Source organism: Lysobacter korlensis (assembly GCF_042434515.1).
Genome location: NZ_JBHLTG010000001.1, coordinates 1,658,170 through 1,683,354 on the forward strand (window position 1 = coordinate 1,658,170; position 25,185 = coordinate 1,683,354).

Below are 25,185 nucleotides of genomic sequence, written 5' to 3' on the forward strand. Positions count from 1 at the left end.
ACAGAAAAGGCCCGCAATCGCGGGCCTTTTCTTGTGTAGCTGGCGACGGCTTACTCGGAGTCGACGTTCGTGAAGTTGCCGTCGGTATTGACGAGCATCCCCAGGTCGCTCTCGCGCGAGCCGAAGTACGCGGACAGATCGGCAATCTGCCGGTCGGTCAGCGTTTCGGCCTGGCCCTTCATCAGCGCGTTGTCGCGGCGGCCGATGCGGTAGCTCTGCAGTGCGTGCGCCAGGTAGTCCGAGTGCTGTCCGCCAAGCTTCGGGTACGAGCCGTCGATCGGGGCGTTGCCTTCCGCGCCATGGCAGTCGACGCAGGACTGGCCGGTCCCTTCGCGCTTGAGGTTGGCGAGCTTCTCGCCGGCCTCGATGCTGCCCTTGGGCAGTCCGGCGGACGATTCACTCATGCCCGCAACGCGGTTGTGCGTCTCGGTGTGGCCTTCGGCCTCGGCTTCCTGGTTGTTGCAGCCGGTGGCGAGCAGGGTGAGCAGGGCGATGGCGAGGATGGAGCGGTTCGTCATGGTCGTGCTCACTTCTCGTTCGACAGGTAGGCAGCGATGTCGGCGATGTCCTGCTGCGAGAAGCTCAGGGCCTGCGCCTGCATCGTCGGGTGCTTGCGCGCACCGTTCTTGTAGTCGGTGAGGGCGTTGATCAGGTACAGCTTCGACTGACCGACGATCATCGGCACCCGGTAGTTAGGGTACGCATTGCGATAGCCAACCACGCCGTGACAGCCGTGGCAGGTATAGGTGAGCTCGAGGCCACGCTTGGCATTGCCGGGTACGGACCCAGGAGATGCGGCGGCGGGCGCAGCGGCGGGAGCGGCCCGGGCCGGCGCAGCAGCAGGAGTGGCCGGCGTCTGGGCATCCTGCGCGGCGGTCGCGAAGGCGGCCGAGGCGAGGGCAAGGCAGGCGGCGATCGTCAGCGGTCGCATCATGTCGTTGTCCGCAATCTCGAAAAGTCTGGCAATGGCAATGCTGGGAGCCGACCGTGTCGGCACAAGCAGGCAAGTATAGCCTGCGCTTGCGGTACAGGGCAGCACGGTGATTGCCCGTCAGTGTGCACTGCAGCCGGCGTCGTCGTCCCGGATGTCGCGCGACCCCGTGCTCCATGTCAGTCAGACGCGACCTGTCGAATTCGCCTGCATCTTGCCGCAGCGGGCCCTGTCGCGCGCTGTTGTCGAGCGGGTCGAGCGTTGCCGGATCGACATCTGGCGCAGGTCACCATGACCTTCGGGAGATGGTCGGCGTTCACATGGGTGATATACCTAGATACAACACCGGTATACAACCTTAATCACCTCCAATCGGGGCCACCAAGATGCGTCCGTCTTCCCTCATTCGCCGCCGTGGTCCGATGCTGTCGGCCGTCGCGCTTTCCTGCCTGATCGTTATTTCGGGCTGCAAGGGAGGGGAGGGCGAAGCGCAGGCGAAATCTGCCGAGGAAAAGGCTGCCGAAGCGATTCCGGTCGAAGTCGCGCCGGCCTCGCACCGCGCGATCGCCGCCAGTTACACGGGCACCGCGCCACTGGAAGCGCGCGGAGAATCGCAGGTGGTCGCCAAGACGTCGGGCGTGGCGCTGGACGTGCTGGTCGAGGAAGGCCAGTTCGTGCGGGCCGGTCAGACGCTGGTGCGCCTCGACGCGGCCCGGGCGACCCTGCAGGCCGCGCAGACCTCGGCGCAGATGCGCAAGCTGGAAAACAGCTTCGCGCGTGCGCAGCAGCTTGCCGCCGAACAGCTCGTGAGCGCGAGCGACCACGACCAGATCAAGTTCGATCTCGAGAACGCGCGCGCTGCCAACCGTCTTGCGAACCTCGAACTGTCCTATGCGAACGTCAAGGCGCCGATTTCGGGCGTAGTCGCGTCGCGCTCGATCAAGCCCGGCAACTTCGTGCAGATCAACACCCCGATTTTCCGCATCGTCGACACCTCGAAGCTCGAGGCCGTGCTGAACGTGCCCGAGCGCGAACTCGCAACGCTGAAGGCCGGTCTGCCCGTGGCGCTCACGGTTGATGCGCTGCCGGCGCAGACGTTCCAGGGTGAAATCGACCGCGTCGCGCCGGTCGTCGACTCCGGCAGCGGCACGTTCCGCGTCGTTGCCGCGTTCGATGGCGGTGGCCTGCTGCAGCCGGGCATGTTCGGCCGCATCCGTATTGATTACGACAACCGCGCCAACGCGCTCGTCGTGCCGCGCGTGGCGCTGCTCGAGGACGAAGGCGACCCCGCCGTCTACGTGGTGCGCGACGGCAAGGCCGTGCGGGTGCCGGTGCAGCTCGGCTACAGCGACGGCGCGTGGGCCGAGGTGCGTTCCGGCCTACGAGCAGGCGAACAGGTCGTGGTGGCTGGCAAGGCGGCGCTGCGCGACGGCACCAAGGTGCAGCTGATCGGGCAGGGCAACACCGCGCAGGCCGCGGCGAAGCCTGCGACATCCAAGCAGTAATCGCGGAGACCGCGCGTGAGCCATTCCCCGGACGCACCCCGTTCGCCGCCGACTGGTGGCGGACTGGTGGAATTTTCCACCCGTCGCCGCGTCACGGTGGCGATGGTGACCATCACCTTCCTGCTGTTCGGCCTGATCGCGCTGAGCGATCTGAAGGTCAACCTGCTGCCCGATCTCAGCTATCCAACGCTGACCGTTCGCACCGAGTACACCGGCGCCGCACCAACCGAAATCGAAACGCTGATCTCCGAACCAGTTGAAGAAGCGGTCGGCGTGGTCAAGAACCTGCGCAAGCTCCGGTCGGTATCGCGTACCGGCCAGAGCGACGTGGTGCTGGAGTTCGCCTGGGGCACCGACATGGACCAGGCCAGCCTCGAAGTACGCGACAAGATGGAGGTGCTGCAGCTGCCGCTCGAGGCGAAGGCGCCGGTATTGCTGCGCTTCAACCCGTCGACCGAGGCAATCATGCGTCTCGCGCTGTCGACGAAGGGCGAGGGCAGCGGCGCAGATGCGCAGCGGCGCCTTACGGAGTTGCGCCGCTTCGCGGACGAGGACCTCAAGAAGAAGCTCGAGCCCGTCGACGGTGTGGCAGCGGTGAAGGTCGGTGGCGGTCTCGAAGACGAGATCCACGTCGATATCGACCAGCAGAAGCTCGCGCAGCTGGGCCTGCCAATCGAGACGGTGATCAATCGGCTCAAGCAGGAAAACATCAATATCTCCGGCGGGCGTCTCGAAGAAGGCTCGCAGCGGTACCTCGTGCGCACGGTCAACCAGTTCGCGACCGTCGACGAAATGCGCGAGATGCTGGTCACCACACAGTCGGGTGGAGGCGGCGCCGCGCAGAGTGCCGCCGAGCAGATGGCGCGCGTGGCAGCCGCGACTGGCGATGCAAGCGCGATGGCCGCGGCCGCCTCGGTACAGAGTGCATCGTCAGGCAGCCAGTCGGCTGCGGCCGGCGGCATGCCGATCCGGCTCAAGGACATTGCCGAGGTACGCCAGGGCTTCAAGGAACGCGAGGCGATCATTCGTCTCGCCGGGCGCGAAGCGGTGGAGCTGGCCATCTACAAGGAGGGCGATGCGAACACGGTGTCGACCGCGGACGCGGTGCAGGCGCGGCTCGAGCAGATCCGCAAGCAGATGCCGGCCGACATCGAGCTGACCGTCATCGACGACCAATCCCAGTTCATCCGCAACGCGATCAACGACGTCAAGTTCGATGCGGTGATCGGCGGCCTGCTCGCGGTGCTGGTGATCTTCCTGTTCCTGCGCGACGGCTGGAGCACGTTCGTGATCGCGCTGTCGCTGCCGGTCTCGATCATCACCACCTTCTTCTTCATGGGCCAGCTGGGGCTGAGCCTCAACGTGATGTCGCTCGGCGGTCTCGCCCTGGCGACCGGCCTCGTCGTGGACGACTCGATCGTCGTGCTCGAAAGCATTGCCAAGGCGCGCGAACGGGGGCTCGGGGTGCTCGAAGCCGCGATCGCAGGCACGCGTGAGGTCAGCATGGCGGTCGTCGCGTCCACGCTGACGACCATCGCGGTGTTCCTGCCGCTGATCTTCGTGGAGGGCATCGCGGGCCAGCTGTTCCGGGACCAGGCATTGACGGTGGCGATCGCGATTGCGATCTCGCTCGCCGTGTCGATGACGCTGATTCCAATGCTGAGCGCGCTCAAGGGCCGCGCGGGCGAGCAGTTCCCGCAGGAGCCTTCGCATCCGCGTTGGGAGCCGGCTTCGCGCTGGCAGAAGCCGCTGGCGATGAGCGGGCGCGGCTTCAAGGCGGCGGTGCGTTTCGCGTTCTTCGCGGCCGCCTGGTCCGTCGTGCGCGCATGGCGGGCAGTCAGCGCCGTGATCGCGCCGGTCATGCGCAAGGCCAGCGACGTCGCGATGGCGCCGTATGGCCGCGCGGAGCGGGGGTATCTGAAACTGCTGCCGGGTGCGCTACAGCGCCCCGGGCTGGTGCTCGGTGCGGCAGGCCTCGCCTTCGTGGGGGCGCTGGCCGCCCTGCCGATGCTCGGCGCCGACCTGATCCCGCAGCTCGCGCAGGACCGCTTCGAGATGACGGTGAAGCTGCCGCCGGGTACGCCGCTTCGCGATACGGACGCGCTGGTCCGCCGCATCCAGGAAAAGCATTCGGAGGACGAGGGCATCCGCGCGATCTTCGGCGTCAGCGGCAGCGGCACGCGGCTCGATGCGAACCCGACCGAGAGCGGTGAGAACATCGGCAAGCTCTCGATCGTGATGGCCGACGGCGGTAGCAAGGAACTGGAGGCAGCCGAAACCGACCGCCTGCGCGAGACGATGCAGGCGCATCCGAACGCCCAGGTCGACTTCAGCCGCCCGGAGCTTTTCAGTTTCTCGACGCCGCTCGAAATCGAACTGCGCGGGCAGGACCTCGAAAGCATCCGCCTCGCCGGTCAGCGCATGGCGCAGCTGCTGCGCGCGAACCCGCACTACGTCGACGTGAAGTCGACGGTCGAGGAGGGGTTCCCGGAAATCCAGATCCGGTTCGACCAGGAGCGTGCCGCCGCGCTCGGCCTGACGACGCGGCAGATCGCCGACATCGTGGTCAAGAAGGTCCGCGGCGACGTTGCCACGCGCTACAGCTTCCGCGACCGTAAGATCGATGTGCTGGTGCGTGCGCAGGAGAGCGACCGCGAGTCGGTCGAGAGCATCCGCCGCCTGATCGTGAACCCCGGCAGCGCACGGCCGGTCACGCTCGACGCGGTGGCCGACGTGATTTCAACCACCGGCCCGAGCGAGATCCACCGCGCCGACCAGGTGCGCGTGGCGATCGTCTCCGCAAACCTGCGCGACATCGACCTCGGCACTGCGGTGGAAGAAGTGCGCGACATGGTCGAAGCAAATCCGCTAGGCGCCGGCGTCGGCATGCACATCGGCGGCCAGGGCGAAGAGCTGGCCGAATCGGTGAGTTCGCTGCTGTTCGCGTTCGCGCTGGCGGTGTTTCTGGTCTATCTGGTGATGGCGTCGCAGTTCGAGTCGCTGCTGCACCCGTTCGTCATCCTGTTCACGATTCCACTGGCGCTGGTCGGCGCGGTGCTTGCGCTGCTGCTCACGGGCTCGCCAATCTCGGTCGTCGTGTTCATCGGCCTGATCCTGCTTGTCGGCCTGGTGACCAAGAACGCGATCATCCTGATCGACAAGGTCAACCAGCTACGCGAGGAAGGCGTGGCCAAGCGCGAGGCGCTGGTCGAAGGCGCGCGCTCACGACTGCGGCCGATCATCATGACCACGCTGTGCACGCTGTTCGGCTTCCTGCCGCTCGCGCTCGCGTTCGGTGAAGGCGCCGAGGTGCGTTCGCCGATGGCGGTTACCGTGATCGGCGGCCTGCTGGTGTCGACGCTGCTCACGCTGGTCGTGATTCCGGTCGTATACGACCTGCTTGACCGCCGCGCGGACGAGTACTACCGCGAGCGCGGCCGCCTTGCGCGCAACCAGTCGGCCGAGACCGCTGCCGCGATCCACGCCGACGCGGGAGCCGCCGGATGAGCGTTGCCGAGCTCAGCATCAAGCGACCGGTCACGACGGTCATGTTCTTCGTGACGCTGGTCGTGATCGGCTTGATCGCGGCGTTCCGGCTGCCGCTCGAAGCGATGCCGTCCGTGTCGTTCCCGGTCGTGTTCGTGCAGATGCCGTACGCGGGCTCGACACCCGAGGAAGTCGAACGCACCGTGCTGCGCCCGACCGAGGAGGCGCTCGCCACGCTGTCCGGCGTCAAGAGCATGCAGGGCACCGCCCGGGCCGACGGCGCCACGGTGATGGTGTTGTTCAGCGACTGGGAGCGCGACGTACAGATCGCAGCATCGGAAGCTCGCGAGCGGATCGACGCGATCCGCGACGAGCTTCCCGAGGAGCTGCAGCGGGTCTTCATTGGCAATTTCAGCACCGATGATGAGCCGGTGCTTGCGATCCGGCTGGCCAGCGAATCGATCAACCTCGCAAATTCGTACGAGCTGATCGATCGCGAGCTCAAGCGCCGCCTCGAACGCGTGCCCGGCATCGCCCAGGTGCGCGTTTCGGGCGCGACGCCGAACGAGGTCGAGATCGCCGTGCTGCCCGACCGGCTGGTCGCACACGACATCAGCCTCAATGACCTGACGCGCCGCCTGCAGAGCCTGAACTTCTCGATTTCCGCGGGGCAGATCACCGATGGCGGGCAGCGGTTGCGCGTGCAGCCGGTCGGCGAGCTCACCGATCTGGACGAGCTGCGCGACCTCGTGATCGCCAACGGCGTGCGGCTGGGCGATATCGCCGTGGTGCGGCTCAAGCCGGCGCGCATGGACATGGGCCGGCGCCTTGACGGGCGACCGGCGGTCGGCTTGGATATCTTCAAGGAGCGCAGCGCGAATCTCGTCGAGGTCGCGAGGCTGACGCTGGAAGAGGTCGAGCGCATCCGGGCGGAGCCGGCAACCCGCGGCATCCAGATCAAGGTGATCGAGAACCAGGGCGAAAGCGTTACGAGTTCGCTGGCCGAGCTTGCCGAAGCCGGCGCGATCGGCCTGCTGCTTTCGATCGCGGTGCTGTTCTTCTTCCTGCGTCACTGGCCGTCGACGCTGATGGTCACGCTCGCGATCCCGATCTGCTTCGTGATGACGCTGGGCTTCATGTACTTCGCAGGCATCACGCTCAACATCCTGTCGATGATGGGGCTGCTGCTCGCAGTCGGCATGCTGGTCGACAACGCGGTCGTGGTGGTCGAAAGCATCTACCAGGAGCGCGAGCGCAACCCCGGTAATCCCCGCCTTGCTTCGATTCTCGGCACGCGTCATGTCGCGATTGCGCTGTCGGCAGGCACCCTCTGCCACTGCATCGTGTTCGTGCCGAACCTGTTCGGCGAGCGCAACGTGCTGGCGATCTACCTGTCGCAGATTGCCATCACGATTTCCGTGTCGCTGCTGGCGTCCTGGCTGGTTGCGGTGAGCCTGATTCCAATGTTGTCGGCACGCATGAAGACGCCGCCGGCCGTCAACCGGCAGGCTGGGTTCATTCACAACCTGCAGGAGCGGTACTCGAGCCTGCTGCGCTGGACCCTCGCGCATCGCGGAAAGAGCGTGCTCGGTATCGCTCTGATCGTCGCCGTGAGCATCGCTCCGATCGCGATGACGAAATACAACATGTTCGGCGGCGACGAGGGCAACGAGACCGAAGTGCGCTACCAGTGGAACGGCAGTTACACGCTGGACCAGGTCTCCGACGAGGTGGCCCGGGTCGAGGCGTTCCTCGATGCGAACCGCGAACGCTTCCACATCACGCAGATCTATTCGTATTTCAGCGAGGAAGGCTGGGCCGGCACGCGCGTCACGTTCGACCCCGAGTTCGACGGCACGACGAAGTCACTTGCGGACGCGATCAGCGAAGCATTGCCGAAGTCCGCGCGGGCGAAGCTCGTGGTCGGTCAGCAGCAGGGCGGCGGTGGCGGCGGTGCTCCGAAGACGGTCCAGCTCCAGCTGGTCGGTGACTCCACCCAGACGCTTCACGAGCTGGGCCGCGACATCGTGCCGATCCTCGCCGCGCGCAAGGAGCTGCGCGACGTGCGCATCGACACGGGCGACCGCAACAGTGAGCTCCAGGTGCGGGTCGATCGCGAGCGCGCCGCCGCGTTTAGTTTCAGCTCGGAGGAGGTCGCTTCGTTCGTCGGCCTCGCGCTGCGTGGCGCGAAGCTGAAGGATTTCCGCCGCGGCGACACTGAAGTGCCGGTCTGGGTGCGCTTCGACGGTGCGGAGCAGTTCGACGCGCGCGACCTGTCCACGTTCAACGTGCGCGCGCCGGATGGCCGCAGCGTGCCGCTGCTGTCGATGGTCGATGTGTCGATCCGCCCGGCGTCGACACAGATCGAGCGGACCAACCGCCAGACCACGCTCACGATCGAAGCCGCGCCGATGGGCGAAACAACGCTGCCCGACGCCCGCAAGGCGGTGGAGCAGGCGCTCGAATCGATCGCGTTCCCGCCCGGCTACAGCTTCACGTTCGACACGATCCAGTTCTTCGACGAAAGCGCGATGGTCCAGCAGATGATCTTCAACCTGCTGATCGCGCTGGTGATGATCTACGTGGTGATGGCGGCGGTGTTCGAGTCGCTGCTGTTCCCCTCCGCGATCATGTCGGGTGTGGTGTTCTCGGTGTTCGGAGTGTTCTGGCTGTTCTGGCTGACTGGGACCGAGTTCAACATCATGGCGTTCATCGGCATCCTGGTGCTGATGGGCGTGGTGGTGAACAACGGCATCGTGATGATCGAGCACATCAACAACCTGCGACGCCGGGGCATGTCGCGTACCGACGCGCTGGTTGAAGGCAGCCGCGAACGCCTGCGGCCGATCCTGATGACGATGGGCACGGCAATCCTCGCGATGATTCCGATCGCGATGTCCACCGGTGGCAGCGGCGACGAGATCTCGTACTTCCCGATGGCGCGCGCAATCGCCGGGGGACTGGCGTTCTCGACGATCGTCAGCCTGCTGTTCCTGCCGACGATCTACGCGATCCTGGACGACCTGCGGACCTCGACCTCGCGCACGATCGCGCGGGCGCGAGGACGCTCGGTGCCGACGCTCGGTGCGTCGGTGGCCGCGTCGGCGGCGCCCTGACTGGTGCTGTAAAGCCGCACCGTGTCATCCACGGTGCGGGCCGCTTGGTCAGCCGACCAGCTTGCCCAGCATGCGCAGGCCGCCGGTCCACACGCCGATCGCGGTGCCCAGGCTGGTGAGGAAGAAGTTCAGCAGCACGCGCGCAACGCGGTTGCGCCACCAGCCGCGCACGCTCTGCACGTCGTCGCGCAACGCCATGAAGTCGGCATAGGTCGGCTTGCGAACCCACGCTTCGGTCAGAGCGCTGAGCGTGCCCGATGCGAGCGCCGGGTGTAGTGGAGTGATGGGGGAGGCGAGAAACGCGACCGCGATACTGAGCGGGTGTCCGCCCGCGATCGCACAGCCGAGCGCGCCGAGGATGCCGGTGGCCAGCACCCACTGCAGCAGCAGGTCGGAGCCGACATCCAGACCGCCCTGCCAGAACCCCCAGAAAAAGCCGCCCACAACAAACAGCGCGAGCACGATCGTGAACCACGGAATGTCGCTCTTGTGCGGCAGCGACTCGAGCTGCCCGCAGACCACGGCGGGCGGCGCAGTGTCCTCGCGCAGATAGCGCTCCATCCCCTTCAGGTGGCCCGCGCCGACGACAGCGAGCACATGCGACGGGCGCTCGGGGTCGTGCGACATCGCGCGCAGCTTCGCCGCCATGTACCGGTCGCGCTCGCCGATGATCGTTTCGAACAGCAGGGGGCTGTCATCGGCGAATTCGCCGAAGCTCGCCTCCAGCATGTCGCCCTGCTTGAGCTTTTCGATCTCGTCCGAACCAACTGTTTCGTCGGCGAACAGCGAAGCCAGCATTCCGGCGGCTAGCTTGGAGCGGCCCCAGAAGCCGAGCTTCGACGAGGCGCGTTTGAACGTCAGCCCGACGTCGCGGTCGATCAGGTGAACCGGCAGCCCGCGTTCGCGCCCGAGCAGCGCCGCGCGCTTCAGCTCCGCACCGGGCTCGATGCCGAGCTGCTCCGCGAGCCGCCGCTGATAGGTCGACAGCGCAAGATTCGCGGCGAACATCGCAGTCCGGCCGGTACGGATCACCTGGACGAGGTCGAGCCGTGCGAGCGCATCGGGGTCGGTGAGCGCCTGCAGTCTCGGCGCATCCAGCTCGACGGCAACGGCGTCGTAATCGCCGCTGCCGATCGCGGCTTCGACTGCATCGACACTGGCGCGCGAGACATGCGCGGTGCCGAGCAGGGTGTAGCGCACGCCGTCGCGCTCGACGACTGCGATCGGCTGGTCGCCAAGGGCCGTTGCCTGGTCGTTGGATGCATTCATGGCGAGACGGCCGAGGCGACCGCAGGGCGCGCGGTCGTGGAAACGAAGGACATGCAGAATCTCGCAGTGGGCCGGCGCAAGGCGTGCAGGCGCGGCAGGGGAAAGGTCCGGAGCTTAGATAGTCGCCGCGGATCGATCAAACCCACGTCGCGACTTAGACTCTCGCCGAGAGGAGGTCAGGCGCGGTCCGGCGGAGCGCCGCGGCCTGCGCCGAGCGGCAGCAGCATCTGGACATTGTCCAGCCAGCGTCCGTGCTTCCAGCCCATTCCGGGGAACACCCCCGCTGCCAGGAAGCCGAGGCGCTCGTGTAGCGCGATCGAGCCTGTGCTCGTGCCGTCACCGATCACCGCGATCATCTGCCGGTAACCGAGGCGCGTGCACACGTCGATGAGGCTGCGCAGCAGTGCGATGCCCACACCACGGCCGCGAGCGGCGGGCAGCACATACACGGTGTCCTCGACCGTCCACCGGTAGCCCTCGCGCGCCCGATAGCTGCTCGCGTAGGCGTATCCCGCGAATTGCCCGTCGAGCTCGGCGACGAGGTAAGGGAAACCCTGCTGCACCGATGCCTGCCATCGCTTCGCCATCTCGGCTTCCGACGGGGCCAGACATTCGTACGCGGACACGCCCGTGTCTGCCTCGTGGGCGTGCAGCGCAGTAATCGAGGGAACGTCGAGCGTGGTCGCGTCGCGAACCGCCAGGCCCGGTGATGCCATGGCCTGACGGGCCGTCAGTCGCGATACCGGCGGAGCAGGTCGCCGTAGGCATCAATGCGGCGGTCACGCAGGAACGGCCAGATCCGGCGCACATCCTCGCTCCGGCGAAGGTCGACTTCAGCCATCAGGATTTCCGGATTCTCCGTACCGGCCTCGGCGAGGACCTCGCCCTGCGGCCCCAGTACGTGGCTGGAGCCCCAGAAGTCGATGCCGGAGCGCCCGATCGGGGACGACTCATGCCCGACGCGGTTGCAGCTCAGCACTGGAATGCCGTTCGCGACCGCGTGGCCGCGGTGGCTGAGGATCCATGCGTTGCGCTGCCGGTCCTTCTCGTCCTGGGCATCCTCCGGGTCCCAGCCGATCGCGGTCGGGTAGAGCAGCAGGTCCGCGCCCGCCAGCGCCATGAGGCGCGCGCCTTCGGGATACCACTGGTCCCAGCACACGAGCACGCCAAGACGACCGACCGAGGTGTCGATCGGCTGGAAGCCCAGGTCGCCCGGCGTGAAGTAGAACTTCTCGTTGAAGCCCGGATCGTCCGGGATGTGCATCTTTCGGTACTTGCCGGCGATCGAGCCGTCCTTTTCCAGCACCACCGCGGTGTTGTGATAAAGGCCCGCGCCCCGGCGCTCGAAGAGCGAGCTGACGATCACGACCCCGTGCTTGCGCGCGAGCTCGCCCATGCGTTGCGTGCTGGGGCCCGGGATGGACTCGGCAAGCTCGAACTGGGTCACGCACTGCTGCTGGCAGAAGTACGCGCCGTTGTGCAGCTCCTGCAGCAGCACGAGCCGCGCGCCCTGGCCGGCGGCCTCGGCGACGCGTGCTTCGATGATCACAAGGTTCGCCTCGGCGTCCCCCTGGTTGCGCTCCTGGATGAGTGCGACGGGCAGGATCTTCTTCATCAGTTCTTCCGTTGGTTCCGTGACGCAGCTGAAGGCGATATCGGGGCGGTCGTCAGCCGACCAAGCCCGCAGGCAGCTGCATCGTGATGCAGTGCAGGCTACCGTTCTGCCAGATCAATGGCCGGCAGGGCACGGCAACGATCTCGCGATCGGGAAACGCCTGCGCCAAAACGGCCTGCGCGGCGGAGTCTGCTTCGTCACCGTAGGCAGGCATCAGCACCGCACCGTTGACGATCAGGAAATTCGCATAGCTCGCAGCGAGGCGCCGGCCATCGTCCAGGATCGGGCGCGCCCACGGGAGCTCGAACAACCGGTAGGGCTGGCCCTCGCGCGTGCGCAATGCGGCGAGTTCCTGCGCCATGTTGCGCAGTTCTTCGTAGTGCGAGTCCCCAGGGTCGTCGCAGCCCTGGTAGACGATCGAGTCGGCCGACGCGAAACGCGCCAGCGTATCGACGTGGGCATCGGTGTCATCGCCCTCGAGATAGCCATGGTCCAGCCACAGCACGCGTTCCTGGCGCAGCCAGTTCGCGAGTTTGGTTGACAGCGTGTCGCGGTCGATGCCCGGATGCCGCTCTTGCAGGCACTTCCACGTGGTCAGCAGCGTGCCGTCGCCATCGGTGTCGATCGCGCCGCCTTCCAGCGCGAAATCGATCGGTTGCCGCTCGCTCGAGTCGAACAGCCGCGCCTGCTCCAGTCCCTCGACCAGCTGATCGTCGAGACTGGCTTCGAATTTCCCGCCCCATCCGGTAAACCGGAAGTCGAGCAGCCGGAACCGCTCGCCATCGCGCAGCGTGATCGGGCCGGAGTCCCGAAGCCACGTGTCATCGTACGGCACGGTTATGAAACGGACGCGGTCCATGTCGATGCGGGCGGACGCGAGGCGAGCACGTGCGTAGGCCTGGATGTCGTCGTCGGCGACGCAGACCACGGCCGGTTCGAACCGGGTAATCGCGGCGACCAGCGCGATGTAGGTTTCCTCGACATCACCGAGCCGCTCTGCCCAGTCCGTTTCGGCGTGCGGCCAGGCGATCAGGACCGCGGACTGGGGCTCCCACTCTGCGGGGAAACGCAACAGGGCTTCGGACATCGTCCTCTCAACAAGCTCTTCGGGTGGGCGGGCCGCGCCGCAGTGCAGCGGTCAGCAGCCCGATGGGTAAACAGGTGGGCCAACAGGCTCAGCGGATTGCCGGCTTCGGCCCGATCTCGTTGGCATCGGCACGGTTGAGCACGGCATCGATCACCTTGCTCTTCTCGAAGTAGACCGTGAACGCCGGGTAGACCCAGCGGTGGATCGCCGGCCACTGCTGCCGCTGACCGCCACGCGGCTCAAGCCGTTCGGCGGGTGCGCCAAACCGCTTTTCCACTTGCGCCATCGTCAGCCCGCGCTCGGGGAGTGCCACGCGCGCCTCTTCGGCAACCCGCTGGACCAGCAACGTCTCCGCTCCGGCCGGGAAAGCAGCGCCGGCGATGGCAAGGCAAATGGCTAGCGCGCAAAAAGGCTTCATGGGTCGATCCCGGTCGGAGAGGGGCGATTGTAAACATCGGCCCAACGGCGGCGATGATCTACCGCGACAGTCGCACGCGCCCGAAACGCAGAAGGCCGCCTCGCGGCGGCCTTCCGGTCGGTCAACGCGTCGAAGGACGCGGAGCCGCTTGAACGACTCAGCGCTGGCGCGCCTTGAAACGCGGGTTCGACTTGCAAATCACGAAGACCTTGCCACGACGGCGGACGACCTTGCAGTCGCGGTGGCGGGCCTTCGCCGACTTCAGGGAGGACAGGACCTTCATGACGACCTCGAAATAGGGGCGGAAAAAACAAGTCGGCGATTCTAGCCGGTCCTTTGGCAGTCAGGCAAGCCCGGGCGCTGCCGAAGTTCAGGCGCGTGGGGCGGGTAGAGCCGGCGCTATGCAGCGCCCCGGCCGGCCATAATGGGCGGATGGATACAACGACTCCTGTTCTGACGATCGACGGGCCGTCCGGCTCCGGCAAAGGCACGATCAGCCGCCTGGTGGCGCAGCAGCTGGGCTGGCACTACCTGGACTCCGGCGCCCTCTACCGCGCCGTCGGGGTGGCGGCCGGCTGGGCCGACATCGACCTGGCCGACCCGGCGGCGTTGGTACGGTGCGCGTTCGACACCGACATCCGCTTCCGCGAGGCGGAGGACGGCGAACTCCGGGTGCTTGTCAACGGCCTCGATGCGACCGACGAGCTGCGCACCGAAACGGCCGGGGCCGCAGCCTCGGCGATTGCGGCGATCCCCGAGGTCAGGGCCGCGCTCAAGGACCGGCAGCGGCAGTTCTGCCAGCCTCCTGGCCTGGTCGCGGACGGGCGCGACATGGGAACGGTCATCTTTCCCGGCGCATCCGTGAAGGTGTTCCTGACCGCCAGTGCGGAGGAACGTGCCGAGAGGCGCTATAAGCAGTTGAGTGACAAAGGAGTTTCGGTTACCTTGAGCGGTCTCCTTCGGGAGATCCTCGCCCGCGATGCGCGCGATGCCCAACGGGCAGTGGCGCCGTTGCGGCCGGCCGATGACGCCGTTCGCATCGATACCACCGGTCTGGGGATCGAGGACGTCGTCGGGCAGGTGCTGGCGCTGGTCAAGCGCTAGGCGTGTACCACGCGGGCTTTTTCTGCCTCAGCGCAGAAGGTCTTCCGAGGGGAAGTTGCAACAAAGGCCCCGCTGCGGCGGGTTATCGAACGATGCGCATGCATCACACATGGGTGGGCCCGGTTCGCCAACGCGACAGGCCCGAGTGTTCAACCGAGTAACTTTTCAATGACCGAATCATTTGCCGAACTGTTCGAACAAAGCCAGCAGAACCTGGCGAAGCTGAAGCCGGGCTCGATCGTCACCGGTATCGTCGTGGATGTCCGCGGCGACGTGGTGGTGATCAACGCCGGGCTGAAGTCTGAAGGCATCGTGCCGATCGAGCAGTTCCGGAACGACGCCGGTGAAATCGATGTAGGCATCGGCGACGAAGTCAAGGTCGCGCTCGACTCGCTCGAGAACGGCTTCGGCGAAACCGTCCTGTCGCGCGAGAAGGCCAAGCGCGCGATGGTGTGGGACGAACTCGAGCAGGCGCTCGAGAAGAACGAGACCATCACCGGTCGTATCAGCGGCAAGGTCAAGGGCGGCTTCACCGTCGACATCAAGGACGTGCGCGGCTTCCTGCCGGGCTCGCTGGTCGACGTGCGTCCGGTCCGTGACTCCGCGTACCTCGAGGGCAAGGAACTCGAGTTCAAGCTCATCAAGCTTGACCGCAAGCGCAACAACATCGTCGTCTCCCGCCGTGCGGTGGTCGAGAGCGAGTACAGCGCAGAGCGCGAGCAGCTGATGGAGAAGCTGCAGGAAGGCGCGATCCTCAAGGGCGTCGTCAAGAACCTCACCGATTACGGTGCGTTCGTCGACCTCGGCGGCATCGATGGCCTGCTGCACATCACCGACATGGCGTGGAAGCGCGTGCGTCACCCGTCGGAAGTCGTGGAAGTCGGCCAGGAGCTCGACGTCCGCGTGCTCAAGTACGACCGTGAGCGCAACCGCGTCAGCCTCGGCCTCAAGCAGCTGGGCGAGGATCCGTGGGACAACATCTCGCGCCGCTACCCGTCCAACACCCGCGTGTTCGGCAAGGTCAGCAACGTCACCGATTACGGCGCGTTCGTCGAGATCGAGCCGGGTGTCGAAGGCCTGGTGCACGTGTCCGAGATGGACTGGACCAACAAGAACGTCAACCCGTCGAAGATCGTGCAGGTCGGTGACGAGGTTCAGGTCATGGTGCTCGACGTCGATGAAGAGCGTCGTCGCATCTCCCTCGGCATGAAGCAGGTCACGAACAATCCGTGGGAAACCTTCTCTGTACTGCACAAGAAGGGTGACAAGGTCGAGGGTCAGATCAAATCGATCACGGACTTCGGCATCTTCATCGGCCTGGACGGCGGTATCGACGGCCTGGTGCATCTGTCCGACATCAGCTGGAACACCACTGGCGAGGACGTGGTCCGCAACTTCAAGAAGGGCGACACGGTTGAAGCCGTCGTCCTGGCGGTCGATCCGGAGCGCGAGCGCATCTCGCTAGGCATCAAGCAGCTCGAGCAGGACCCGATGGGCCAGTACGTGGCGTCGAACTCGAAGGGTTCGATCGTCAGGGGCACCGTCAAGGAAGTCGACGCACGTGGCGCGACGGTCGAGCTGGAAGGCGGGATCGAAGGCTACATTGCCGCGCGCGACATCGCCCGCGAGCGCATCGACGACGCCTCGAAGCACTTGAAGGTCGGCCAGGAGATCGAAGCCCGCATCGTCGGCAATGATCGCAAGGGCCGCACCATGCAGCTGTCGATCAAGGCCAAGGACGAGGCCGAGCAGCAGGAAGCCTATGCGGATTACAACCGCTCGGCTGCTGACGCTTCGAGCGGTACGACGAAGCTCGGCGCGCTGCTCCGCGAGCAGCTCGGTAACAAGGGCGAGTAATCGTCCATCGCCCGCGAGGGCACTGGGACGGCCCGGCTTCGGCCGGGTCGTCCTGTGTCCGGGGTCCGGAATTTCTGTCTTTTCCCGATCGGATAGCCGCGTTCGTCATGACCAAGTCCGAGCTGATCGAGATCCTTGTCCAGCGTCAGTCGCACCTCAAGAGTGACGACGTGGACCTTGCGGTCAAATCGCTGCTTGAAATGATGAGCAGTGCACTGTCGGGCGGTGAGCGCATTGAAATCCGCGGCTTTGGCAGTTTTTCACTTCACTATCGTCCGCCGCGCCTCGGGCGCAATCCGAAAACTGGCGAATCGGTTGCCCTTCCAGGGAAGCACGTTCCGCACTTCAAGCCCGGTAAGGAGCTGAGAGAGCGCGTCAGTGACGTCTCCCCTCTTGATGAGGTCGAGCAAGAGCTGCCTAAGCAGTAGCTATGGTCGCGCCCATCAGGCGACGCAATAAATCCGCGTAACCGAGTGTGGCGGATGCGAAAGACGTAGATCGGCTGCCCGAATGCGCAGCAAACGGTCGGGCACGCCCCGAAATAGGCAGGCACGCCGCCTAGCGCTTGCAGCCTTACATCCGCGCCGTAGCATTGTGGCCGTCGTGGGGGCAAGCCGGTGACCGGCGCACGTGAACCCTCGGGCAGGCCGAGCGTGTCGTACGGCAGGCTGCCCGCGTACCCTGAAACTCAGCGGGATGACGGATGTGGCGGGGCCGACGTCGCAGTTCCGCTGCCAGCACAGCGGCATGTCAAAACCGGCGGGAGCTTCGAATCATGGATTTCATAACCGAGTGGTTCTGGTTTTTCCTGCTGCTTCCAATTGCGGCGGCCAGCGGCTGGATCATCGGACGCCGCGGCGGTGAAAGGCACAGCGATACGCAGGTCAGCCGCCTGTCCACTACGTATTTCCGCGGCCTGAACTATCTGCTCAACGAGCAGTCAGACAAGGCGATCGAGCTGTTCCTGCAGATCGCGGAACTCGACAAGGAAACCTTCGAAACTCAGGTCGCGCTCGGGCACCTGTTCCGCCGCCGCGGCGAGGTCGATCGCGCGATCCGACTGCACCAGGCCCTTGCCCAACGGCCGGGGCTGAGCGACGCCCAGAAGGTGCAAGCTCTACTGGCGCTTGGCGAGGACTACATGAAGTCCGGTCTGCTCGACCGTGCCGAAACGGTCTTTTCCGAGCTGGTTGCGCTGGACCTCTCGCCGCTCGCGCTCAAGCACCTGATCGGTATCTACCAGGCCGAGCGGGACTGGGCGAAAGCGATCGAGAACGCCCGCAGGTTTGAAGGTGCTACCGGTGAGCCGATGGGCAAGCTGATCGCACAGTACGAATGCGAGCTCGCGGACCGTCACCGCGCCTCGGGCGATGTCGCGTCTGCGCGCGCTGCCGTTGCCCGCGCGTATGCAGCCGACGCGAACTCGGTGCGGGCCGGCATGCTCGAGGGTCGGATCGAAGTTGAAGCTGGTAACACGACCAGTGCGATCCGCGCGTTCGAGCGCGTCGCCCGTAACGATCCCGATTACCTGCCGGAGATTCTTCCGGCGCTGCTCACCTGCTATGACGCGGCCGGCGACTCCACGGGTGCCCGGACGTTTCTTGCACAGATGTGCGAACACTACCGTGGCATCGCGCCCGTACTTGCGCTGACGCGGATGATAGAAACGCAGGAAGGGGTCGCTGCCGCGCGTGCCTACCTCGCACAGCAACTGAAGGACCGGCCGTCGGTCAGAGGAGAGGCGGCACTGATCGACCTCACGCTCGCCGAGCAGGGCGACCCCCTCGCAACGCTCCACGATCTCAAGCACATCACCGATCAGCTGCTCGTCCGCAACCCCAGTTACCGCTGCACGCGGTGCGGATTCGGTGCGCGAAGCCACCACTGGCAGTGCCCGAGCTGCAAGGAGTGGGGCAGCGTTAAACCACTCCTCAATTACGCTGTGGTGTGAGCCGTGCTTGGATGGTTTGCAACATTCGCACTGCTCGGCGCGATCGGCACGTGGATGGCCCGTCGGTATGCGCTCGCCCACTCGCTGGTCGACCAGCCGGGCGAGCGGAGGAGCCATGCCGTTCCGACACCGCGGGGTGGCGGCGTAGCGATAGTCGCCGTGGTGCTTGTCGCAGTTGCGATCGGTGCCGCACGTTCCGTGGTCGCGATGGATCTTGCGCTCGCGTTCGGCATCGGCATGTTGGCAATCGCGGCGGTCGGGCTCGTCGATGACCATAGGCCCCTGTCGCCGTGGCTTCGCCTCGCGGTCCACGCACTCGCTGCTGTTGGGGTCGCCATTGCATGGTCGCTCGAAGGCGGCAGCCTCGCGATGGCCGTCGTGATCTTCGCCGGCTGTGTCGGCCTGACGAATGCCTGGAATTTCATGGACGGCATCAACGGCATCGCTGCGACCCAGGCAGCATTGGTAGCGCTGGTGATTGTATTTACAGTGGGAATCCAAGGCTGGGGCATGGTTGCACTCGCGCTTGCAGCGGCGTGCCTCGGGTTTCTACCGTTCAATTTCCCGAATGCGCGGATTTTCCTAGGCGACGTAGGCAGCGGCGCAATTGGTTTCGCGATTGCAGCGCTTGCTGTATTGGCGCTGGGCGACGAGCCCCGTACGTTCTGGCTTCTAGTGCCGATGCTGCTGTCGGCGTTCGTGCTCGACGCGGGTCTTACGTTGCTTCGTCGCGTGATCCGTGGCGAGCGTTGGTGGACGCCTCATACGCAACATGCTTATCAGTCATGTGCGAGGAAATGGGGGCATGCACGTGTGACGATTTCCTATTGCGTCTGGACCGCCGCATCCGCTCTCATTTCGCTCCGTGCGGCCGTGCTCGCGCCACAGTTGATGTGGATTGTCATCGGCGCGTGGTATACCGCCGGTGCCTTGCTGTGGCTGATGCTTCAGCGTGCGACGCACGGGCATATGCGGATGGATCCGGTTTGAATTTGCAGGATGAGGCTGGAATGAGCAGTTGGCGCGACCGTTTGGGCTGGCGAGGCAATGCGCCGCGGCTGGCAATTGCACTGCACGACATGGGCATGGTCTGGCTCGTTTGGCAGGGCTTGCACCGGCTGCGCTTCGGCGTCATGCCCGATCCGCCGGAACTGCCGCTTTGGTCCGCCACGCTGGCCGTCGTCCTTGCGGCGCAGGGACTGGTGTTCTGGCAGGTTGGCCTCTACCGGGGGCTGTGGCGCTTCGCCAGCGTGCCGGACCTCGGCAACATCTTCCGAGCGTGTGCCCTGGGGCTGGTGGCCATCGTGGTTGCGCTTTCCCTCTACAACCGCATGGAGGGGGTGTCGCGAATCGCGCTGGCGCTCTATCCGATCGCGCTGATGGGCCTGCTCGGCGCGCCGCGCCTGCTTTATCGGAGCTGGAAAGACAGCCGTACCGAGCAGTCGGCGACATCAGTCCGCACCCTGATTCTCGGCGCTGGCGGCGCAGGGGAAGCGCTGGTACGCGATCTGCGTCGCGTCGGAACCCACCAGCCGGTCGGTTTCCTCGACGACGCACCGAAGCTGCGCGGCAGCAAGGTGCAGGGCATCCCGGTCATCGGCCGTGTACAGGACGTTGCCGAGATCGCCCGCGAAACGGCCGCGCAGCTGCTGGTCATCGCGATGCCTTCGGTCGACGCGCAATCTTTACGGGCGGTGGTCTCGGCGTGCGAGCGAAGCGGCCTGCCTTTTCGCATGGTGCCCCGCTTGCAGGACGTGCTTGAAGGCCGGTCGCTTCCGGGCGAGCTCAAGGAGGTCGCGATCGAGGACCTGCTCGGTCGCAAGCCGGTGCTGCCTGACTGGAAGGCGATCCGCAGCTGGCTGGGCGGGCGCTCGGTGCTGGTCACCGGCGCTGGTGGCTCCATCGGCTCGGAACTGTGCCGCCAATGCGCGCATCACGGCGCGCGTCGTATTGCCCTGGTCGAGATTGACGAGCTCGCACTGACGACCACCGAGTCAGCACTGCGGCGGGACTTCCCCGATCTCGAATTCGTCAGCGTGCTCGGCGACTGCGGCGACCCTGCCGTGATCGCGCATGCGTTGCGCCTGGCGTCCCCTGACGCGGTCTTCCACGCCGCCGCGTACAAGCAGGTGCCGCTGCTGGAAGCGCAGCTGCGCGAAGCTGTGCGCAACAACGCCCTGTCGACGCATACGGTCGCTTCGGCGTGTCGCGAAGCGCGTGTCGGCACCTTCGTCCTCATCTCGACCGACAAGGCAGTCGATCCGGTCAACGTGCTCGGCGCAAGCAAGCGTCTTGCAGAGATGGTCTGTCAGGCGCAGGCCTGCCACCGCAGCACGCGGTTCGTGACCGTTCGTTTCGGCAACGTGCTCGATTCCGCGGGCAGCGTCGTGCCGCTGTTCCGCGAGCAGATCCGTCGCGGTGGACCGGTGACGGTAACTGATCCGGAGGTCACGCGATTCTTCATGACGATCCCCGAGGCCTGTCAGCTGATCCTGCAGGCGTCTGCGATCGGTACGCATGAGGCGGTCTACACGCTCGACATGGGCGAACCTGTGCCGATCCGCGTGCTCGCCGAGCAGATGATCCGCCTTGCTGGCAAGCAGCCGGGACGTGATATCGCGGTCGTGTACACCGGGCTGCGGCCCGGCGAAAAGCTGCACGAGACGCTGTTCCATGCAGACGAGCGCTACCGTCCGACGCTGCATCCCAAGATTCTCCAGGCCGAGCCACGCCCGGTGGCGGCCGACGAGATCGAGGGCTCAATTACACAGCTTCGTGACGCGACCGCCCGTTACGATTGCGCGGCGCTCGCGGTACTGCTCCAGGCAGCAGTGCCCGAGTTCCAGCCACAGGGGCGGAAGCCGGCTTCGACAGACTCCGCCACCGTGGTTGCGTTTCCCGCCCGCCACGCCAGGAAGGTTTGATGTCCGTCCAATTCCGCTCGCGCCGCCGTATCCGCAAGGCCGTGTTTCCCGTTGCCGGCCTCGGTACCCGCTTTCTCCCTGCGACGAAGACCGTGCCGAAGGAGATGCTGCCGATCGTCGACAAGCCGCTGATCCAGTACGCGGTCGACGAGGCGATCGACGCCGGCTGCGACACGCTGATCTTCGTCACCAACCGCTACAAGCATTCGGTTGCCGATTACTTCGACAAGGCCTACGAGCTCGAGCAGAAGCTCGAACGTGCGGGCAAGATCGAGCAGCTCGAGCTGATCCGCAACGTCGTTCCGCCGGGCATCCAGACGATTTTCGTTACGCAGACCGAAGCGCTCGGCCTGGGGCACGCAGTGCTGTGTGCACGCCCGGTCATCCGCGACGAGCCGTTCGCGGTGCTGCTGCCGGACGACCTGATCTGGAACCGTGGCCCCGGCGCACTGCGCCAGATGGCGGATGCGGCCGAGTTCAGTGGCGCCAGTGTGATCGCCGTGCAGGACGTGCCGCGCGACAAGACCAGCAGCTACGGCATCGTGGCAACCGACACGTTCTCCAACCGCCAGGGTCGCGTCAGCGCGATCGTAGAGAAGCCCAAGCCCGAGAATGCGCCCAGCACGCTCGCGGTCGTCGGACGCTACATCCTCAATCCCGCGATCTTCGACCTGCTCGAAGCGACCCAGGCGGGCGCCGGCAACGAGATCCAGCTTACGGACGGCATCGCGTCGCTTCTGAAGTACGAAGCCGTCGATGCGTTCCGCTTCCAGGGCGCACGTTTCGACTGCGGTACGCACCTCGGCTTGATCGAAGCGACGATTCGCTACGCACTCGATCACGAAACCCTCAGTGACGCTGCGCGCGAACTGATGTGCAACGCGCTTGCCGAGATGGGCTTCGCCGAAGTGGCGTAAGCACCGGGCGGGTATCCTTCGGCCGTAGAGGTCGGGGGATACCTGTCGATGATTGAAGCCAACTACTACCGTTCGACTGCCGCACCGCGTGCTTTCGCCCCGCTTGAGGGCCGCGCGGAAGCGGCCGTGTGCGTCGTTGGCGGCGGGTTCGCCGGACTCAACACTGCGCTTGGACTCGCCGAGCGCGGCGTAACCGATGTGGTACTGGTCGAGGCCGAACAGATCGCATTCGGCGCTTCGGGTCGTAACGGCGGATTCGTTTTTGGCGGATTCTCGAAGGGAGAGGACGCGCTGCTGCGTGAATTGGGACCGCAGCGGGCGAGGGCGCTATACCGCGGCACGCTCGAATCGATCGAACTGATCCGCAACCGGATCTCGCGATATGGGATCGACTGTGGCCTGCGCGAGGCCGGCGTCATCTGGGCCAACTGGTTTCGCGACGCCGAGGTGCTCAGGCAGCGACGGCAATTGCTGGCAGACCGCTTCGACGCGCATTGGCAGTGGCTGGATCGGGACGCACTGCGAGAGCGCATCCACAGCGAGCGCTATCACGGCGGGCTATTCGAGGCGCAGGCATTTCACTTCCACCCGTTGCAGTACGCGCTAGGGCTTGCCACCGCGGCGGAGGAAAGCGGCGTCCGTGTATTCGAGCGCTCCCCGGTCTCGGATGTTGTGCGCGACGGGCGCGGTTGGCGCGTTCGAACACGCACAGGCGAGATCCGCACTCGTGAGGTCGTGCTCGCCTGTGGTGGCTATCTGGCCCGGCTACGGCGGCAGGTCGACGCTTCGGTACTTCCGATCGCGACCTACGTCATGGTCACCGAGCCGCTCGGCGCGCGCATGGGCGAGATCCTTTCGACCGATGCGGCGGTCTACGACACCCGGTTCGCATTCGACTACTACCGGCCGCTTCCCGACAGCCGCCTACTGTGGGGAGGGCGGATTTCCGTCTTGGACAGGCGGCCTGCCGCGATCGAAAAACTGCTCTACCGCGACATGCTCAAGGTGTTTCCCCAGCTGGAAGGGGTGCGGATCGAGTACGCCTGGTCCGGTCTGATGAGTTATGCGCGGCACCAGATGCCGCAGATCGGGCAGATCGAGCCGGGCCTGTGGCTGGCGCAGGCGTTCGGGGGACACGGGGTTGCGCCGACGACGCTCGCGGGCGAGACCATTGCGGCCGCGATGGCCGAAGGCGACGGGCGCTGGCGCGATTTTGGTCGTTACGGACTCACGTCCGCGATGAAGCCCGCAGGCTTTGCCGCCGCCCAGCTCAGCTACTGGTGGGCCGAGATGAAAGACGCGCTGAAGGCCGCATCCGACGGGCGGCCGGCATGAGCGATCAGGCGACCATCGAATGGAGCGACTTCGAGCGCGTTCTGATCTGCGCCGGCACGGTGATCCGCGTCGAGCCCTTCCCCGAGGCGCGTAAGCCTTCCTGGAAAGTGTGGGCCGACTTCGGGCCCCATGGCGTTTGCAAGACCAGCGCGCAGATCACATTGCTCTATTCCGCGGACGACCTAGTCGGACGCCAGATCGTCGGCGTGCTGAACTTCCCGCCAAAACAGGTGGGCCCGTTTCGATCGGAGTTCCTGCTGACGGGCTTCCATACCGACGAGGGTGTGGTGATCACCACCGTCGAGCGAGCCGTGCCGAACGGCACGAGACTCGCCTGATCTGCAGAGGTGGGGCAGAGTGCCCCACGGTTGACCGTCAAAGCGCTTCGAAGACGCCCGCCGCGCCCATGCCGGTGCCGATGCACATCGTCACCAGGCCGTACTTCTGCTGCCGGCGACGCAGGCCGTGCACAACGGTCGCCGTACGGATCGCGCCGGTCGCGCCGAGTGGGTGGCCGAGTGCGATCGCGCCGCCGAGCGGGTTGACCTTCGACATGTCGAGCTCCGAGTCGCGAATGACCGCAAGCGCCTGTGCAGCGAACGCTTCGTTGAGTTCGATCCAGTCCAGCTGCTCGCGAGTGACGCCGGCCTGCTTGAGTGCTTTCGGAATGGCCGCGTTCGGACCGATGCCCATGACCTCAGGCCGCACGCCCGCAACCGAGAAGCTTGCGAAGCGTGCGAGCGGAGTCAGGTTGTAGTCCTTGATCGCCTGCTCCGAGGCGAGCAGGATCGCCGCCGCGCCGTCGCTCATCTGCGACGCATTGCCTGCGGTCACGCTGCCGCCGAACTGGCCGTTACGGAAGACCGGCTTCAGGCGTGCCAGGCTCTCCATGGACGTATCCGGGCGCGGGCCCTCGTCGGTGTCGGCCACGCGGGTTTTGGTCTTGACCGTGCCATTGGCCGCATCTGGAATGCGCGACACGATCTCGTAAGGGGTGATCTCGTCCTTGAACTCGCCGTTCTGGATCGCCGCAAGCGCTTTGCGGTGTGATTCGAGCGCGAACGCGTCCTGATCCTCGCGCGAGACGTTCCATTCTTTCGCGACGTTCTCAGCCGTGATGCCCATGCCGTAGGCGATCGCGATGTGCTCGTTGTCGTTCGCGAACACGCTCGGGCTGAGCGCGACCTTATTGCCCATCATCGGCACCATCGACATCGATTCGGTGCCGCCAGCCAGCATCAGATCCGCATTGCCGAGGCGGATCTGGTCGGCCGCCATCGCGACCGCCTGCAGGCCCGACGAACAGAACCGGTTGATCGTCTGCGCCGCTACGGTGTTCGGCAGGCCGGCGAGCAGCATGCCGATGCGTGCGACGTTCATGCCTTGCTCGGCCTCGGGCATAGCGCACCCGATGATGACGTCCTCGATGCGGTTGACGTCGATGCCGGGCGCTTGTGCCACGACGCTGCGCAGCACGTGCGCGAGCATGTCGTCAGGCCGGGTGTTTCGGAACATGCCCCGCGCCTTGCCGACCGGGGTGCGGGTGGCGGCGACGATATAGGCGTCTTGAACTTGCTTGGTCATGGGGTGCCTCGGTATTCGGGAGTGGAGATTCGGGATTCGTCGTCGGGCCCGGCTCAATCGATGAGCCGGGCCATCACAGCCGAATC

General features: G+C 65.7%; 21 protein-coding genes. 12 read left to right on the top strand and 9 right to left on the bottom strand.

Annotated elements, in window-relative coordinates:
• Positions 1-50: 50 nt before the first annotated feature.
• Both ACFFGH_RS07810 and ACFFGH_RS07815 read right to left on the bottom strand, forming a co-directional pair.
• A complete protein-coding gene (locus ACFFGH_RS07810; protein ID WP_386666668.1) occupies positions 51-518 on the bottom strand; it encodes a c-type cytochrome in 468 nt (155 codons plus the stop codon).
• Positions 519-526: 8 nt separating this feature from the next.
• Positions 527-931, bottom strand: coding sequence for a c-type cytochrome (locus tag ACFFGH_RS07815; protein ID WP_386667432.1), 405 nt, complete (start codon positions 929-931; stop codon positions 527-529).
• Positions 932-1,317: 386 nt separating this feature from the next.
• On the opposite strand from ACFFGH_RS07815, the gene ACFFGH_RS07820 reads away from it, so the two are divergent.
• The 3 genes from ACFFGH_RS07820 to ACFFGH_RS07830 are packed head-to-tail and all read left to right on the top strand — an operon-like array spanning position 1,318 to position 9,038.
• Positions 1,318-2,436: an efflux RND transporter periplasmic adaptor subunit gene (locus ACFFGH_RS07820; RefSeq protein ID WP_386666671.1), complete on the top strand. Its 1,119-nt coding sequence runs from the start codon at positions 1,318-1,320 to the stop codon at positions 2,434-2,436.
• Between the two features lie 15 nt (positions 2,437-2,451).
• Positions 2,452-5,943 carry an efflux RND transporter permease subunit gene (locus ACFFGH_RS07825; RefSeq protein ID WP_386666673.1) on the top strand — a complete coding sequence of 1,164 codons (3,492 nt, stop codon included), beginning with the start codon at positions 2,452-2,454 and terminating at the stop codon, positions 5,941-5,943.
• Positions 5,940-9,038, top strand: coding sequence for an efflux RND transporter permease subunit (locus ACFFGH_RS07830; RefSeq protein ID WP_386666676.1), 3,099 nt, complete (start codon positions 5,940-5,942; stop codon positions 9,036-9,038). The genes ACFFGH_RS07825 and ACFFGH_RS07830 overlap by 4 nt, the downstream gene beginning before the upstream one ends.
• A gap of 48 nt (positions 9,039-9,086) precedes the next feature.
• On the opposite strand, the gene ACFFGH_RS07835 is transcribed toward ACFFGH_RS07830, so the two are convergent.
• The 6 genes from ACFFGH_RS07835 to ykgO form a co-directional block, all read right to left on the bottom strand.
• Positions 9,087-10,307 (bottom strand): TraB/GumN family protein, encoded by a 1,221-nt coding sequence (locus ACFFGH_RS07835; protein ID WP_386666678.1) that lies wholly within the window; start codon positions 10,305-10,307, stop codon positions 9,087-9,089.
• A 176-nt stretch (positions 10,308-10,483) separates the two neighbouring features.
• On the bottom strand, positions 10,484-11,023 hold the full coding sequence (locus ACFFGH_RS07840; protein WP_386666681.1) for a GNAT family N-acetyltransferase: 540 nt from the start codon (positions 11,021-11,023) through the stop codon (positions 10,484-10,486).
• A gap of 14 nt (positions 11,024-11,037) precedes the next feature.
• Positions 11,038-11,922 (bottom strand): carbon-nitrogen hydrolase, encoded by an 885-nt coding sequence (locus ACFFGH_RS07845; RefSeq protein ID WP_386666683.1) that lies wholly within the window; start codon positions 11,920-11,922, stop codon positions 11,038-11,040.
• Positions 11,923-11,974: 52 nt separating this feature from the next.
• Positions 11,975-13,009: an agmatine deiminase family protein gene (locus ACFFGH_RS07850; RefSeq protein ID WP_386666686.1), complete on the bottom strand. Its 1,035-nt coding sequence runs from the start codon at positions 13,007-13,009 to the stop codon at positions 11,975-11,977.
• 88 nt (positions 13,010-13,097) lie between these two features.
• Complete coding sequence (locus ACFFGH_RS07855) at positions 13,098-13,427, bottom strand: hypothetical protein (RefSeq protein WP_386666688.1); 330 nt, start codon at positions 13,425-13,427, stop codon at positions 13,098-13,100.
• 157 nt (positions 13,428-13,584) lie between these two features.
• Entirely contained in the window at positions 13,585-13,710 is a 126-nt protein-coding gene (gene ykgO, locus ACFFGH_RS07860) for a type B 50S ribosomal protein L36 (RefSeq protein ID WP_010342887.1), read from the bottom strand.
• 149 nt (positions 13,711-13,859) lie between these two features.
• On the opposite strand from ykgO, the gene cmk reads away from it, so the two are divergent.
• The 9 genes from cmk to ACFFGH_RS07905 all read left to right on the top strand — a co-directional run bounded on the left by cmk (position 13,860) and on the right by ACFFGH_RS07905 (position 23,853).
• A complete protein-coding gene (gene cmk / locus ACFFGH_RS07865; protein WP_386667434.1) occupies positions 13,860-14,531 on the top strand; it encodes a (d)CMP kinase in 672 nt (223 codons plus the stop codon).
• A 168-nt stretch (positions 14,532-14,699) separates the two neighbouring features.
• Positions 14,700-16,388 carry a 30S ribosomal protein S1 gene (gene rpsA, locus ACFFGH_RS07870; protein ID WP_386666691.1) on the top strand — a complete coding sequence of 563 codons (1,689 nt, stop codon included), beginning with the start codon at positions 14,700-14,702 and terminating at the stop codon, positions 16,386-16,388.
• Positions 16,389-16,495: 107 nt separating this feature from the next.
• Positions 16,496-16,816 carry an integration host factor subunit beta gene (locus ACFFGH_RS07875; protein WP_386666693.1) on the top strand — a complete coding sequence of 107 codons (321 nt, stop codon included), beginning with the start codon at positions 16,496-16,498 and terminating at the stop codon, positions 16,814-16,816.
• A gap of 347 nt (positions 16,817-17,163) precedes the next feature.
• Positions 17,164-18,339 (top strand): lipopolysaccharide assembly protein LapB, encoded by a 1,176-nt coding sequence (gene lapB / locus ACFFGH_RS07880; RefSeq protein ID WP_386667435.1) that lies wholly within the window; start codon positions 17,164-17,166, stop codon positions 18,337-18,339.
• A gap of 3 nt (positions 18,340-18,342) precedes the next feature.
• Positions 18,343-19,329, top strand: a complete 987-nt coding sequence (locus ACFFGH_RS07885) for an MraY family glycosyltransferase (RefSeq protein WP_386666696.1) — start codon at positions 18,343-18,345, stop codon at positions 19,327-19,329.
• 20 nt (positions 19,330-19,349) lie between these two features.
• Entirely contained in the window at positions 19,350-21,263 is a 1,914-nt protein-coding gene (locus ACFFGH_RS07890) for a polysaccharide biosynthesis protein (RefSeq protein WP_386667437.1), read from the top strand.
• Positions 21,263-22,180: a UTP--glucose-1-phosphate uridylyltransferase GalU gene (gene galU / locus ACFFGH_RS07895; protein WP_386666698.1), complete on the top strand. Its 918-nt coding sequence runs from the start codon at positions 21,263-21,265 to the stop codon at positions 22,178-22,180. Before ACFFGH_RS07890 ends, galU begins: the two co-directional genes overlap by 1 nt.
• Before the next feature lie 48 nt (positions 22,181-22,228).
• Positions 22,229-23,515 (top strand): NAD(P)/FAD-dependent oxidoreductase, encoded by a 1,287-nt coding sequence (locus ACFFGH_RS07900; RefSeq protein WP_386666701.1) that lies wholly within the window; start codon positions 22,229-22,231, stop codon positions 23,513-23,515.
• On the top strand, positions 23,512-23,853 hold the full coding sequence (locus tag ACFFGH_RS07905) for a tRNA-binding protein (protein WP_386666703.1): 342 nt from the start codon (positions 23,512-23,514) through the stop codon (positions 23,851-23,853). The genes ACFFGH_RS07900 and ACFFGH_RS07905 overlap by 4 nt, the downstream gene beginning before the upstream one ends.
• 37 nt (positions 23,854-23,890) lie before the next feature.
• Here the strand turns inward: ACFFGH_RS07905 and ACFFGH_RS07910 are convergent, their stop codons facing one another.
• A complete protein-coding gene (locus ACFFGH_RS07910; RefSeq protein WP_386666705.1) occupies positions 23,891-25,099 on the bottom strand; it encodes an acetyl-CoA C-acyltransferase in 1,209 nt (402 codons plus the stop codon).
• Positions 25,100-25,185 lie beyond the last annotated feature (86 nt).